Raw genomic sequence first — 15966 nt, forward strand, 5'->3', positions numbered from 1 at the left:
GAAGACCGTGAGCGCAGAACTCCAGGAAACAGATTTGCCCGCCACTACAACCATAGGTGGAAAGTGGTTTGAAGCGCTCAGGTCTGAGGTTGCAGCGGGGCACCGACAACTGTTCATCAACCCGCACGCACGTGGCGGACCAGAGGCATTTGATGAAGCAATTGAGCAGTTGAAGCGCGAAGGTGAACTGGTCGATGTTTGGAGCTTTGCACCAAATCACACTGCACCCTTTCAAGGACTTGCTGGACTGGTAGCCAGGTTCCTGCCCAGCTTGTCCAAGGAATGCGAAGGGCTTGTATCGGGCAAAGCTGCAGAGCTTACCGCTGTGAACTTGCATGTGACGCCGGAGGACCTGACGTTCATCACAATGGACGCGCTAGCGCTTCCAGCTTCCGAACGCCGCCTTTCCCGTGAGAGTGAATACACGTTTCGCATAACCAACGGCCTTGCGCGACTGGTCGTGGAAGGATTGGAGAAGACAGCTGCTTTTGTGGGCCAGAGACTCTGGATCTTTGTTCCTGACGTAACGCAAATCGACAGGGTGAGCCTGCTGTCACTCAATCAGTTACTCCAGTTCGTCAGTCAGAAGATAATAGTGGTTTATGGCGGTCCTTCCTCATTGAACGAACTGACGCATTGGGGGACCCAAGAGGTCTTGACAACTGAGCCAGCGTCGACCGCCGAACGACGCAAGTTCCTCAAGTCATTCCTGTGCCACCACGAGCCAACGCCACTTGGCACCATGGAGCCCGAAGAAGGCCGGCCCAGCCCGCTTGCCCCACTCCTTCTTGATGTTGATAGGTTCAGCGAAGACAGTTTGTTCGAGGCCATTCAAGTTGGTCAGTATGATCTGGCGCTTTCTGTCTTGGAACATCCCGACTTTGAGCTCGAGGCAGAGACAAGGGCGCGGCTCTTGGGTCTGGCGCATGCCTACATCGGTAACTTTCAATTTGCTCAAGAGATCTATCACCGGGCCATGAGCCAGGCGAAAGACCCGGTCATGAAAGCCCGCTTTTGTGTGTACACTTCGTTGCTCTCGGCAAAACGCCTCTCTGAATATGACAGGACGATTGCCCTGATCGATGAAGGCCTTGCGGCCTTAAAGGGTCATGGTGAGGCGGCGGCGTTGCTCGAAACTGGATGGTTGTTGAATGTTCGTGCGCTGGTAATGTTTCGTACCAAGCGGATCGAAGAAGCGGCCGCCATTTGCAGGGAAGCCATTGCAACCATCAAGCCTCTACAGGGCAGTGATGCACTTCACCTCAAAATCAACCTCATTTCCAACATGAGCATCCTGTTTGAGGCAGATGGCAACCTCCGTAAATCTCTGGCGGTGTGGGAACGATTTGAAGCCTTTAACACAGGACCAGCTCGTGCGTTGTTTGCCAAGATCTACCACTTTCGGAAAGCTGGCCTGTTGTTCGGGCTTGGGCAAATCGACATGGCAATGGACCAGTACCTGGCATCCTGGCACGAGGCGCAGAGTATTCACGACACCTTCCACTCAGTGGTCATTGCTCAAACCCTCGGCAAGGCGGAGTTCCAGAGGCGGCGGTTCGAAGCTGCTGCAATCTGGTTTGAGCGGGCTGAGACAGAAGCCAAACGATGCGCCGACCATGCAGCAGCGAACAAATCGGCCGCCGCACGCTCCTTAGCACTCAAAATGGCGGAAAGATCGCGTGACGATCCCTCTGAGGTCGCGATCTCTGACTGCGAGGAATGGCTCCACCGTGCCCCGGAAACCAAGCTGGGGCGCCCTTTCTACCTTTATCATATTGCTGCTTAACGTCATGAAATCACAAGATTCCCATTGGCAGATCATACCCGACATGGTGGTGCGTCACGCAGGTTTCGCTTTTGACCGCCTGACAGCTCTTCGCATGAACAAGACAGCTAATGAGCTGGACGTTCTTGTTGCGCTTGAACTTGAGAGGGAGCAACTGAAAGCCAAATTGCTGGCAACGGGTTTTGTCTCCGCTGTTGATCGGGTGAAAAACGACAAGGCAGAGTTAAAACGGCTCTCGCGCGCCAGAACAAAGGTGGGACGAGGTACATTCGATCGCATGGCATTGGCTGCGTGGGGAGATAGCCAGTCAGATCAGGATTTTGCTGAACAACTATCGGCGTTTGCACAGCTGACGGAACAAATTCGTGATGCTGAAAAGATATCGCAGGATGCGTTCGAAAGTGAAAGGCCACTGACCACACAAACAATTCGTCAGCTCTATGCAGAAGATCCTTGGTTGGCAGAAGCAATCTACATATCCAACCCGGACCTCTACGAGAAATCGTTCAAGCGGTTTGTTGAAGGGCGGGAACGCCGAAAGGCACAAGAGCGACGCCTTGCTCTTTATCTCCATCGCGTTTGCGCGAAAAACGAAACGGCAAGCTTTTTTGGCCCGATGAACTATGGCGTTTTCAACGCGGACCATGAAGAGCCTGTCCGTATACGGAAAAACGGCAAAAAACTGAGTGAACGCCGCGTATACTATTCGTTCTGGATGGTGGAGGCGCTGGCTAAAGCCATTGCAGCCGATCCAAAGGTATCGGCAGGCTTGCCTGTGCGGCTGCACCCCTTGCTGGTTCTACAGACCGAGGGAGATGCTCCAAGCGCCTCGTTCGCCGGAACACCGTTAAAGTTGCCAGCCAGGGTGCTTGAGGCTTTTCAGCAAGTCGAGACTTGTTCCAGCTTAGAGCAGCTGCGCAAGGCCATTGGCGATGAACGGCTCTTGGACAAGATACTCGGTCGATTTGTGCTGGCTGAGATATCGCTGCCCTCAACTGTGTTCAATCCAATGGCAACGCTCGAACAAATGCTGCGCGAAATGCCATTGGAGAGCCGTGTGCAGGAAACATGGCTCCCTGTGCTCAGCCATTTCAACGTTGAGTTGGAACGCCTCGCTGGCGCTGATGTGGACACCCGCGCGCACATCACGCGAGAGATTGAACAATTTTTTACAAAAGTGACCGGTGTGGAGGCACGGCGAAAGGGTGGAGAAACCTATGCCGACCGCACATTGATGTATGAAGAATGCAGCGGCACGCTTGATGAGTTCTCATTCAATACGTCGTTCACAGAACAGATGATGGAACGCTTGCAGCCCGTGCTCAAGCTGCTCACGATCTACGGACATGTAGGACACCGGTCAAATTTGGAGCGCGCACGACTGGCGTTCGATCAGATTGCGGAAGAGCGCACTCGCATTCCGTACCTGGAGTTCATTTCAGGCATTGATGCCCTAGAGAACAGTGGTGCCTTGCCCGATGCCGGTGCCGAAGTGCGGGGTTTCTTGGCCCAACTGAGCGCGCTGGTAAAAGAGCGGCAGCAGGACGGCGTTTCGCGGCTGAGGGCTGAAGACTTTACCCAGTTTGCGCATCTGGATACGGGATTGGCGGTGCACACGTCTCCGGATCTTATGCTGTGCGCCCCAACGCAACAGGACCTGAGCGATGGTCGCTATCAGATCGTTATGGGGGAAGTGCACCAGTTCCTCGCAATGTGGGGGTCGCAATTCCTGTTTCATCATGATGCCAAAAGCGTGCGCCGCAGGGTCGAAGATCACATAGGCCAACTGGATGGGTATGGCAATCTTGCTACGGTTCTCAACGCGCGTCGGCACAAAGGCCTGATCAACGATGGTTTCCCCGGTACCTTCATTGAACTGACCGGACTAGCAGGAGAGGGCACGGATCGAGTGGCGATCCGCGACCTGGATGTGGTACGCACCGCTGAAACAACGGACCCAGTATTGCACTTGGTCAGCCGTAAAGATGGACGACAGTTCAACCTTTATCACGCTGGGGATGACAAACTTCACCTGTGGGCGTTCTCGGTGCCACCGCTTGCTGCACCGCCCGTTCGTTTTGAAGGGTATACGCCGCGCATCCTGGTTGGAGATGTCGTTTTTCAGCGAGCCCGCTGGGAGGTAACCCGCAAAGAGTTGCTCGACAATCTGCACGAGCCCAACGAGTTGCAGATCATGCTCGCATTGCGGCGCGTTTGCCGACGGAATGGCATCCCAAATCTCAGTTTTGTTCGCGTGCCATCCGAGAAAAAACCCTTGTTCCTTGATCTTGATAATGTGAACGCATGCGCCAGCGTAATTCAGGCGCTTGGGGAGGATGAACGCCTTACATTTGTAGAAATGCTCCCCAACGACAAGGAGCTGTGGCTTTCAGACGCCGAGGGGAGCTACAGCGTAGAGATCCGCGGCACATGCGTCCGCCCTCGTGTTGAGACGGGGGTTGCCTCATGAGCGTGATCCTTAACACCTCATCAGCCGATGGAGAGACGGCCCATCGACATACCACCTCTGCGCCTGAGCTTGTGCATCTCAGCCCGCAATGTGAGATTTGGCGGCATTTCGTTCTGCGTTCAGCAGGTTTTCCGTTCGATCTCTTGAACCGTATTTCGCTTGATGAAGATACGATAGAGCAAATTGATCTTCTGGATCGCCATGAAATGGAGCTTAATGAGGCTCAGCAGGACCTCAAGGTCCGCTTGTTACCCGAGTTGTTTGATGTTCTGAAGTCCGGATCAGCCGATAGGGCTCGTCCCTTGCGCAAAGACCTCAATCGTCTGAACAAGCAGGCACAACGTGGCGAACCGCTGCAAGGAGTTGAGGGGTTCATCGAAGCATTGGCCGCAGAGTACGGCACGGATGCAGGATTGCGTGACTGGGCCAAAAACTATGGGGCACTGCAAAATGCCATGCGGCCGCTCCAACGCAGCACGACTTCAGCTTTCGAGAGTGCGTTTGCCGAAAGCCGTCGTGCGTTATGGGATCAGGCTTCTCAATCAGATTTCAAGCAAGCCGTCTTTCTCTCGAATGCAACTCTGGCTGACTTGTTTACTCGGCTGGAATGCCCAGAAGGCAAGGAAAGAAACACCAAAGCGCGTCAGCGTGAGAACACGCTTTGGATGTATCTGCAGCGCTTTGCTTCAAAGAATGAGACCAACAGCTTCTTTGGCCCAATCAACTACGGCCGTATCGACCAAAATGCAGACGACGCGCCTGCACTCAACTTGAGCTATCAGGCCAAACGCCGGGTCGCCTATGCCGCAGAATGGTTGGTCGCAGAGATTCTTGACAAGATCTCGAAGGAGCCGGATCTGAAGGCAATCCTGCCTGTTGTGTTACAGGGACCAAGGCGACGCCACCGGGAAACCGATTGGATCCACGAAGGCATGTCGCAGCGAAAACTGGCGCAAGTACTCGGCACGAGCGAGGCATTTGTCGAACAGCGCCTTACACCGCTTGTTGAGCAAGGCTTCGCCACGCGAAGATTGACCGTTCCCTCGGCAAGGGTCGACCAGCTGAGCGCGCTTATCGAAGCGCTCTTGGCCTTAGAGCCTGCGACTACGGCTGAAACCAGAGTGAGGGCGGATTGGCTGGCTTTCGCGTACCAGATCAACGATGCCCGTTTGGCCTTTGCTGAGGCGGACGAAGCGCAAAAACGGGATCTCTTGGAACGCGCAGAGCAGCTTTTTTCTCACAAGCTAGGGGGTGCAGCACGGCGCAATGAAGGGCGCATGTTCCGCACCCGCCAACTGTTCTATGAAGAGGGATTTGGCGGCGCAAACTTGCATCTTGCGCAAAGCGCCTTGGATCCTATCACTGAAGACCTGGAAGCACTGGCGCTGGCCTGCAGGGTCAACACGCACTGGCTGCACAAGATCCACATGGCACGGTCCATGGCACAATATGACCTCTGGTTTCCGGGCCGTGAACGGGTGCGTTTTGATCAGTTTGCCAAGAGGATGATGCGTGTTGATGCCGGCGAGGCAGCGGCCGCGCTGATCAGTGACGAGACACGCGCCCTCGTGAGGGCACATGACGGTTTCAGGGCAAACTGGTTTGAAATTCTGGAACGGGTAAGTGCCACAGAAGAGTGGCCGCGAGATCTGCAGCAACAGCTAGCAAGCGATCTTGAGCTTGATCCTGTGTGGTTCATGTCACCGGACCTTCTTATTGCCGAAAGTCTGGCAGGTGGCGAGCGACAACTTCAATGGGTTCTGGGTGAAGTACACCATGGCATCACCATGGATGGTTGGATGTTGGCTCTTCATCAATCCCATGATGAACTGCGTGGCCAGCTTGACGCCATTGTTCAAGAGCGAACGGGGCTAGATGAAAGGCTGGCGGCCAATCTTGTATTGGCGCGGCACATGAAGACTTCGCCGCAAGTCTACCCCGCATTGAATGTTGAGTTGACTGGAACCGCGCCCAACCGAACATCCGCCAAGTCCTTGGGGTTGGCAGATCTTCACGTAATACGGGAGCGAGAACGTCTGGTATTGCTCGATCCCCAAAGCCAGCGCGAGGTCAGTTTCCTGCCGCCAGCATTCGGTTTCGATCCAATGGCATACAGGCCGTTCGAGCTGTTTTCCTACCCAATTTTGCGTCTGCCTGAGCCACTGCCTTCTGAGAGGGATTTCTCGCCACGACTGGGACGTCACGCTTTTATCTTCAAGCGGGCGGAATGGACGATCGCCGCCCATGATTTGGCGCAGGTCAAGGCACACAAGGCTTTGATGGAGCGCTTTCGTGCCATGCGCCAGTTGGCGTCAGAGCGTTTCATTTCGCAGTTCAGTTTTGTCAAAATTGAAAGCGAACCCAAACCAATTCTGATGGACCTTGAGAACCCATTGTCTGTAGAGGCTGTGCTCGGTGCGGCCCGTGGTGACGGTGCATTGCGCCTGAGCGAAATGCTGCCAGATGGTGACCGCCTTTGGTTCAGCGGCCCAGATGGCAGGTCCTACACCAGCGAACTGCGGATGCTGATGGTGGGAGGAGCCAGCTCATGAGAAAATGGAAGCTTGCACCGCATTTTCTGATCCGCTCCGCCGGGTTTCCGCTCGAACTTCTTCAAGGTCTGAACTGCTGCCAGACCGCACAGATGGTCGATCGATTGCTGAAGGAAGAACAGCGACTGGAGCAGCTTGCACAAGAGATGGCTTCAAGGTGGATGGAGCTTCCCAAATTGCCCGGCCTCAAGCGAAAGAGTTTGTTCAAGTCACTTGCGGGCAAGGCCGCGTTCTCCCAAGAACGACTTGAGCTGGCAGCGGCCGAGCCTACGCTCAAGGCGGATATGGTTGCCTGGAATGAAGCCCTCTCAGCGCTGCCCCCACTTCAACAGGAAGTAGAGCAGACATTGCGTCAAGAATTGCTGGCCGCACGCAAGCACTTGACGAACGCGTTTGACGATCCGCTGCTTCACGAGGCTGTGTTCCTCTCAAGTCCCAGCATGTACAAGAACGGGCTTGAAAACCTGTCAGCACCGGCGGAAGAACGCACCAGTGCTGTCCGCCGACAGGAGCGACAACTTGCATTGTACCTGCAACGGTTTACCGCAAAAAACGAGACGACCAGCTTTTTCGGGCCGATCAACTATGGCAAGGTACTTCATCACGCCAGCCCCGAGGAGGCGGAGACTTGGCCAATCCGCTACTCACTCTCCGCTGAGGGGGTGAAACGCAGGGCCTTTATGGCTTTTTGGGCCGTCAAGGCGTTGGCGACAACGATTGCCAGCCATCCAACGGTACGCACTGGGTTGAAGCCGGTGTTGGTGCCGGGGTGCACGGTGCGAGAGGATGGTACGCTCTGGATAGCGGCAGCAAACCGGAGCGTAAAGCTCTCCAGGCAACAACGTGAGGTACTGAGTTGCCTCAACAAGGGCTGGTCACTTGGTGAACTGGCACGGGAAGCTGACCTCTGTCCAGAGGCTCTGGAGGACGTGCTACGGCCCTTTATGGAAAAACGTCTGGTTGAGATGGGCATCCATGTGCCAATGCAGGAAGCGGATGCTCTGCAATGGCTGAAAGACTGGCTAGACGCACTTGACATTGACGATGAACAGATCAGCATCTGGCGAGACTTGTTGGGCATGCTTTGCCGAAAAAAGGCACTCTATCCCCTTGCCGATGCGCCACAAAAACAGGCTCTCTTGAAAGAAGCAAACGAGCTGTTCACCAAGTTCACGGGGCAGGAGTCAAGCCGAAATCAAGGTTCCATCTACGCAGATAGGTTTCTGCTCTATGAAGAGGGTGTGGGGCCTCTTGAACATGGCGAAATGGCCTCGGCGTTTGCAGAAAAAATGACGGCAAACCTAGCTCCCTTACTCGATATCTGGGCTTTGGCTGGCCAGCAGCGCTCAGCGTTTTTGAAAACGCTTGGCAAACAGATTTATCAATCGCTCTACGGTGAAAGCACGGCCCAGGTTCCTTTTGCCAAATTCATGCGGGATGTGCTGGGCCATGAAAAGCTGAAAGAGTGGGAGAGTGAGGCCGCATCCTTTCAGTCAGCTGTTGCGCAACACCTAACAAATGAGGAGCTCCTTGAGCGCCTTGGGGATCGATACAAAGAAGACGGTATCGAAGTGCTGAAAGTGCCGGGATCCAGTTTGGTGGCGGCAGCTAAGCAGCTCGCTGACCAGCAGCATGATCAAACGCCTCTGATCTGTTCACCGGACATAATGATCGCCAAAACACCAGCAGGTGCTCCGCGCATGGTTTTGGGGGAGGTGCATGATACAGCCATGGTGTGGGGATGGGCCCTCGGCCTGCATCCTCAGCACCCCAAACCGCAAGAGGAAATGTGGGCTTTTCTGGCGCCAATAAGCGGCCCGAATTGCGCAAACATTGCCGGATCTACTCGGCTGAAAATCACACCATTTCGGTATCCCGGAGTGACTATTCCTGTATCTGCCGGAGCCGATACAGATGGCGTTGAAACTATCGACCTTTCCGAGGTTTGGGTGAGGGTACAGCATGACGGCCTTGCATTGATGCACGACGCGAGTGAGGTCCCGCTCGCCCTCTTTAATGGGGAGCTGTCTTCTTTATTGCATCAAATCTTTGCGCTGCCACGCGTGGTACCTTTCACCATTTCGTTCGGCGCGTTTACGCCTCGCATTGAAGTGGATGAGATCGTTCTGCAGCGGGCGCGCTGGATCCTTGATCGCACTGAGTTGGGGCTGGACAGCGGCAGTGGAGGCGATACCAGTGCCTTGATGACAGGTGTGCGCCGCGCGCAGCTGAAAGCCGGGCTGCCGGAACAAGTCTTTGCGAAAATTCCCGGTCAGCCCAAACCGGTTATGGTCGATTTCCGCAGCCCTTTAAGTCTGGAGTATCTGGAGGCGCTAATGCCGTCAGAAGGACACGCGGTGCTCACCGAGATGATGCCGGATGACAACGGACTCTGGCTTGATGTGGGAACAGGCAAGCCCCATACCGCCGAAATTCGCTGCACCTATGCCGCTGTTGCAGAGCACGAAGCCTCTTGACAAAATTGGAGCCAAGCATGTTGCAATCAATCCAGAACTCGCAAGTCTTGACCTCACCTCAGGCTTACTTTGTGCCCGTTGCCCTTGAGCCTGATCGAGCAGAGGCTAGGCTCTTTGAACAGGTTCCGACCGCAAAGCCCTTGGTGCTGCGCGTTCGACCTGTGGTTGGCGACGCAACACTTGGCTTCGGCAGCATTGCCCCCTTGGTCGCCCGGGCTTTTTCCTGGGCGGAAGCAGATCCCGAGAACAAAGAGTTCTTGCAAAGCATTGCGGCCGAACTGACTTGGCTCTTCCCTGAGCTGAGAAGTAAGGACTTCTCCAAAGCAGCGCCTGAGCTGACCGAGATTGCAATAGCGCCATCCCGGCGACGCTTGCACAAGGAGTCCGAACAAATTTTGCGCGTGACCGTGGCGCTAGGGCGGTTGCTGCGCAAATGGCTATGCTCAGACGAATGCGAGATCGGCGTCGTGCATGCAGTGTATGTTGACGGGATGGACGAACAGTCTGTGAGGGTCATGCGCCGCGTCGCGGACATCATGCCAGAAGGTGGCCCGCTCATCCTCTTTTCCCGTGGCGGGGAGTTCAAAGAACCCGTTGTAGAGGGGCTGGCCCCTTGGATCGGCCAAAAAGAACGACGCGCTGCCATGATTGAAGGCGTCATGCAAAATCTCAAGCATGTTGTGTTGGATCAAGACGCGAGATCACCAGTTTCAGCTCTTGAGATTGTTGAGATAGACGGCATTGCCAACCTTGGCACACGCGAGAAAGCACTGGTTGAGGCCCTGAACACGTCCATTGAGGAAGATGAACAACCCGAAACGCTTGCCGCTCATGCAATCGCGGCGATTGAAGAGGCAGTGTTCACACTGAACTTCCCCCAGGCAAGGGCCGTTCTGGGGCGAATAGGTGAGCGCTTTCTCGAGTTTTCTCCCAAGCAACAGCATGAGCTCGTGCTGCATCTGGCTTTCGCTGAAGCGTTTGCCTGCCGTTTCGAAAGCGCGGCAGAGGCGTTGCAATATGCCATGTCTTTGGCTGATACGGCTGATGAAAAGGCGATGAGCCATTTCTTCCTTGCACTGTTAAAGATCAAACGCCTAGGTCAGCCACTGCAAGGCCGCGAGCACCTTGATAAAGCCATAGCGATGTTAAAGGACCGAACCGATGATGCCGCGCTGAATGACTTGGCCTGGCTCTACAACTTGCGGGCCCTGTCTTTCGTCGAGCTGCGCGACGTAGCGAATGCTCGCAAACAGGTCCTGATGGGCATCAAGTACAACAAAGCCTGCAAACGGACGCCCGATTCAATACACCTCAAGATCAATCTGTTGTCTAACATGACGAACTTGGAGGAGTTCACGCGTCAGGTACCAAAAGCAATTGAGCGGTGGTCTGTGTTTGAACCCATGCTGAACTCCGCCGCTGGAAGCTTTGCGAAGCACTATCACTATCGGATGGGCGGACTGCTCACAAAGGTTGATCGGTTTGAAGAAGCCTCTGACCATTTCATGAAAGCATATGCGGAAGCTCGCAAGTCCCATGATCTCTTCTATGCGGTGTTGATTGCACGCGATCTGGGCGGAGTTCTCTATCGGGCGGGGCAGGTTGAAGAAGCCTCAACGTGGTTTGAAACGTGCGTACGTCTTCAGGATGAGATGGGCGCGGATGATGCGATCAGTGCTGACTGGGTCGCGTTGTGGTACTGCCGATGGTGCGTAACCACCAAAACCGCCGGCGCCAACGCGGTGAAGCAACCACTCTACAAATCCATCTCTTCTGGCAGTATGGGGCGTGAAGGCGAAGATCAGTCTGGTGCCAACGCTTTTGCGCCAGTCGAGTTCCAATTCTTGCCGCGCCCCGGCACCAAGCTGAACCGTCCGTTTGACATCACAAACTTGTACTGGGAGTCAGCGTCGTAATGGAAGAGCGGTTTCGAAATCCAGCCCCTACGCAACCACCAAACACCACTGACGCCCTTATTATTGGCGGAGGGGTGGTTGGCGTTGTAACCGCCCTGCGTTTACTGCAGGCCGGGAAGAAGGTGGTGCTGGTAGAAGCGCGAGACGCCCTCGGGCTTGAGGCGAGTGCTGCCCGGGCAGGTCTGTTAACGACTGTGGCTGAGGGGGAGGCAGGAACACCATACTCACGGCTATCCATTGCCGGTCTGCAGCGGTTTCGGCAACTGGTGGCGGAGGTCGGCGGCGAGCAGTACCACGCACGACATAGTGTGGTCGAAAGCCCGCATTTGCGCGTGGCACAAGACTCCAAAGAGCTTGAGTTGCTCTCAGCATATCTCGCCGATCCCGGCCTTGCTGATCCCCATGAGCGTCAACTGGATGCAGCTGCACTGCGGGCGCGTCACCCCTATATTGCCGAGGGCATTGCAGGTGGCATTGTTGGCGCTCATGCGCATCACACATACCCACCCGCACTGGTGTCTGCCTTGGCACAGTGCGCGCTGGACTTGGGGCTGACACTCCTGACCCAAACCCGTGTTGAAACATTGGTGCACACAACTTCTCGTGTTATTGGCGGGCGCCTTTCCACGGGCGTTGAGATAAAAGCTGCGGAAACAATTGTCGCGACAGGTTACCAAACCGGCAGCCTGCTGGAAGGCATGGGGCTACAGGTGCCCATAAGCCCGGTTCGTGGGCAAATGATCGTCGTTGGATTGCCTAGCCGTCACCGTTTCGACCCCGTGATTACTACGGGCCGCGGCTATATCGTGCCGAAGGCGGGTGGGCGCGTTGTGATTGGGGCTACTCATGAAGCGCGGAAGAGCACTCCAAATCATACCCTTGGAGGGCTCTCCAGTCTCGCCGAGATCGCGCGGGTCGTGCCGATACTCCTGCAAGCGCCTGTGCTTGATCAATTTGTGGGTATTCGCCCCATGACACCCGACGGCTATCCGTTGATTGGACGCTTTGCCGGGCTGGATGGGCTGATCATGGCTACTGGCCATGGCAGCCATGGTGTCTTGCTGAGCGCCATCACCGCTGATGTTGTCTGTGGTCTTGCCTTGGGCGAACCAGCTCACAAAGACTTTGAGGCGTTCAGACCCGACCGTTTTTCGGTTGCCGCATAGTTTGGGAGAAATTGTTCATGTCACTTCGCCTGATTTACCCGCCGCAAACGGATCCCACCGCGCCTGATGTTGAGTTGATAGATCTGGCGGCGCGTGTTTGCGCTATGGGTGGACACCTTCTTGACGCTAACCAATTGGCATTTCGACGCTTTCTCTCAGGTTCCCATGCTGCAGCCCGCTGTGCACTTCTGGAAGAAAAGCTGGCTGATTCAGCGCCGGATGAGGGGCTGTTGAATGGCGATCACGCCTACGGTTATTACCGTCTGCTGCGCAGCAAGCTTTTGCAGTCTGACCTCAGCGAGGAAGATGCCGGGCATATGTTGAGTGCTTTACTTCAACAGGATGCATCGCCGCGCAGGCAAGATGTGTTACGCCAAGACATAGAACGAAGGCTCGAAGTTGGCATTGCACCTTACTACGGGCAGCTTCGTCTCAACGACTTAACCGCTGTGCATAGTACAGAAGTGAGTTCGGATCTCCGTGCCGTTTGCGAGGATCAATCATTTCCCTATCACGATTTTTGGCGAGTCCTTATTAGAAGGGTCGGGGTGCAGGCCTCCGAGACTTGGCTTGTCTGGCTTGATGCAGACCAACAACTCCTTCCCGCTATGAGCTTGCTAGAGGCGCTCTCTGAGTTCAGCACGCATGGCGAAGACCTGCCGAACCTTGTTTTCTGCGGGCCGGTTTCGCCGAGCTTGAATAAAGCAAAGAAATGCGGCGCACTGCCAGACGTTCCCGTTGAAATCCTGCCAGACAAACCTAGCGTCATGGCAAAGCTGGCGGATGCCGACATCGGTGTGTCCCCCCACCATTGGGTCAGTGCAATCGGGTCCTTTACACTTCAGCGGCCAGCGGTGCCTGTCCTGCGTGTAACAGCCTCTCCGGAGTCGAACCATGCGTTTCATTCCATGTTGGCAAGTGGCGCTCTGGATGAAACATCAGTGCGACTGCTGTTCGTGGCACCGAGCACGCCCGATGCCCTGTTGGATCTGGCGGGGCTTCTGGCCGGGAAGGAGGCTAAATGGTCGGCCACCCTTGGTTTCGGCCGAACGCTTTCACGGGAGGTCGCGCAGCGTTTGGCGCATGGGGGCTTGAGCTCATTGATGTTTGAGGTCAAAGGGTTTGCGGGCTGGCCCGATGAGCCGTCAGCACAGGAAGGGTTGCTGGCCTCCTGGCGTGCTGCCAAGCAGGCTGGTCTATATGTATCGCTAACGTTGGTCTATGGCTTCCCACGGGATACGGCTGCGAGCTTCGAGAGGTTTATCTCGTTCCTTGAAATGAATAGGGATGAGATAGACCAAATCTTGCGTCTAAAGTTATACAGGGTGCCAATTGGCTCTCCTGCACACCAAACGCCTGAAGATTTTGGCATCGTCGAGCTGATGGATCCGGGAAATGCAGATCTTCCAAGAACTCTTCACTTTCGGAGTGAAACCGGGCTCAACAGTGAGAATTTTTTCCAAACCGCAGCTGAGTTGGCGCCCCGCCTCAAGCTCCGTGACAACGACTTGCCACCGTCGCCGCTTCATGCCGATGAAGGAACGCCTAACGCAATTCAGATACCAGAACAGACGAAATCAGGCCTAACGGGAGAGTTCGGGGACAATATGAAAGTCACCAAAGCGCCCGGTGTCCGGCTGGTCCAAACACAATTTGACTACCGCGCACTAGATGATCTTTATGGCGACTTCCGACCTCGGCCAAACACACCACCTCCGCAACCAACCAATGTGGCAGCGAAGAAAGCATGGCTCGCGTATAATGCGAACAATGGCCGCATTCTAAACTTGAGTGACGTTTTGGGCGGATTGCTAAACAAAGCGGAAGAACCAGTTTCCTTGAAAGACTTGACGGGATCATTCCCGCCTGCTGCTCGGGAAAAGATTGAACTGGCACTGAAGAAACTAATGGAGCACGGGCTCCTCGTGCCCGAGCGGCAAACTGCCGATATCTCAGCCTAGCAATACAACACAGAAATGCCCACAGGACCTTGTTTCTGGGCATTGCTTTGGTTCCATAATATGGATTATGGGGTTATCGTGTGTAGCGGGGTGTGCGCTGGCCCGAGGTGCTCACCCTATTTTTAGTTTAGCCCAACCCCGCCAGAGAGTGTTGTATTTAGAACTACTCCATGCTTTTTAGAAATCGCGGTCAGTCGAGCATCAAGAAATGCCTGCCGGTCATTGCTAAAAAACGAAACATTATCAAGAAGATCCTGAAGATCTTGATTTAGATCCGCCCACTTCCCTAAGTCTTGCATAACAATTTCCCAATATATACTAGTCAGAACAATTGACTTGCGAAATCTTTTTAAAGAATTCCTCTTGACCCATTCCATAAGAAACGAAGTCTGCATACAGCACATTCAGCGGACGCAACTTGAACCACATAGGTGGATGAAAATCACCTATTGTGACCGAAGGTAAGTCGATCCACTGAATAATATTTGCATAATTTGACAGTCCGTAATGGATGCCCACCCCAGCCATCAGACATTGGATATAATTTGTATCATCTTCATCAGAAACAAAAATCGCAGTTTTTTCAATCTCAAAACCTGAAACAGTTCTAAGAATTTTACACTGCTCATCACCAAAATGCTGCGTCATTTCTGCAGAAACTTCGGTCGACGCCAAGTAATCGGAATAATAGTTATCAGGTGCAACCAAAATATCATAGGAAATGTCTTCTTCAAAGTTCAAACCATCTATATTGCCTTTATATGTGTTCCAAGTATAAAATGGCACATTAAGCCCGGTATCTTGAATTGATACTGAGTAAATCGCGTACTTACCTAAATCCACAGAGGTCATATTCAGCAAAGAGAATCTGAAACCGCGATATCTCCGAGCATTCGTCTTGTCGGTTCTCTTTTCCTTATGCCTATAAACTTGAGTAATTCCAATTTCGTCATCAAACCAGAGATTATTGGATAGAGTAAATCCAACGTCTCCGAGCCAATCTCTTTCGCATACCACAATCGATTTGTTGGCTGACTGAGCTAGCGCCGGCGTAAGAAAAACTAGACCGGAAACAACAAGCCTCGTGAAAGCATTAAGAGAGCGCATCACCACTTCCTGATTTCAACATTACCATCTTGACAGCGCCTCAGCTTCCAAGATTTTAGCGGTACCGCAGACCGCTTATGGAGCACATTGACCGCCTGAGAATTCATTATCTTTGGTCGGAACTAAACCCGACTTTCTTCAATAAGTTGCATTGATTATTCATAGTGAGTCGTTTTATCACGCGCACATAGTAAATTAATTTAAAAAAATTTAAAGTTTTATATAATCCAGAATATAAATTGTCGTCAATGCCCTATGCATATACCATAAATACACTGCTCATCCTTGTAGATTTCCGTAGTTAAATTAGGTAATTTGAACGTGTGAAACAGCCGAGCTCTAACAAGAAATACGTAATGTAAGAAGTCGAACTATCAAAATTCGTATGAAGATCACGCCCCGCAAGTGTCTTGGCTGGAAGCCACCTGCAGAAGTCTTTCAAGAAAAATGTGGGTATTTTGAACGCTAACCGCTACCCTAAAGCACGCTGGAGCCGCACCTCAGGGAGCGCGTATCGTGTTTGCACCTTCC

The 15966-nt window shown here is 53.8% G+C and carries 8 protein-coding genes; 7 read left to right on the forward strand and 1 reads right to left on the reverse strand.

What is annotated here, in order from left to right:
- Positions 1-7 precede the first annotated feature (7 nt).
- From PUV47_RS16410 to PUV47_RS16440, 7 genes are read left to right on the forward strand one after another with little or no spacing between them, the layout of a single operon-like run.
- Positions 8-1786 (forward strand): hypothetical protein, encoded by a 1779-nt coding sequence (locus tag PUV47_RS16410; protein WP_274219669.1) that lies wholly within the window; start codon positions 8-10, stop codon positions 1784-1786.
- A 4-nt stretch (positions 1787-1790) separates the two neighbouring features.
- Complete coding sequence (locus PUV47_RS16415) at positions 1791-4256, forward strand: lantibiotic dehydratase (protein ID WP_274219670.1); 2466 nt, start codon at positions 1791-1793, stop codon at positions 4254-4256.
- A complete protein-coding gene (locus tag PUV47_RS16420) occupies positions 4253-6808 on the forward strand; it encodes a lantibiotic dehydratase (RefSeq protein ID WP_274219671.1) in 2556 nt (851 codons plus the stop codon). The genes PUV47_RS16415 and PUV47_RS16420 overlap by 4 nt, the downstream gene beginning before the upstream one ends.
- On the forward strand, positions 6805-9285 hold the full coding sequence (locus tag PUV47_RS16425) for a lantibiotic dehydratase (protein ID WP_274219672.1): 2481 nt from the start codon (positions 6805-6807) through the stop codon (positions 9283-9285). Before PUV47_RS16420 ends, PUV47_RS16425 begins: the two co-directional genes overlap by 4 nt.
- Before the next feature lie 17 nt (positions 9286-9302).
- Entirely contained in the window at positions 9303-11201 is a 1899-nt protein-coding gene (locus PUV47_RS16430) for a tetratricopeptide repeat protein (RefSeq protein ID WP_274219673.1), read from the forward strand.
- Positions 11201-12367: an NAD(P)/FAD-dependent oxidoreductase gene (locus PUV47_RS16435; protein ID WP_274219674.1), complete on the forward strand. Its 1167-nt coding sequence runs from the start codon at positions 11201-11203 to the stop codon at positions 12365-12367. The genes PUV47_RS16430 and PUV47_RS16435 overlap by 1 nt, the downstream gene beginning before the upstream one ends.
- 17 nt (positions 12368-12384) lie before the next feature.
- Positions 12385-14328, forward strand: coding sequence for a hypothetical protein (locus PUV47_RS16440; RefSeq protein WP_274219675.1), 1944 nt, complete (start codon positions 12385-12387; stop codon positions 14326-14328).
- 318 nt (positions 14329-14646) lie between these two features.
- Here PUV47_RS16440 and PUV47_RS16445 read toward each other — a convergent pair whose 3' ends face one another.
- A complete protein-coding gene (locus tag PUV47_RS16445; protein ID WP_274219676.1) occupies positions 14647-15435 on the reverse strand; it encodes a hypothetical protein in 789 nt (262 codons plus the stop codon).
- Positions 15436-15966 lie beyond the last annotated feature (531 nt).

Source organism: Pseudovibrio exalbescens, from assembly GCF_028737195.1.
Taxonomy (GTDB): Bacteria; Pseudomonadota; Alphaproteobacteria; order Rhizobiales; family Stappiaceae; genus Pseudovibrio; species Pseudovibrio zosterae.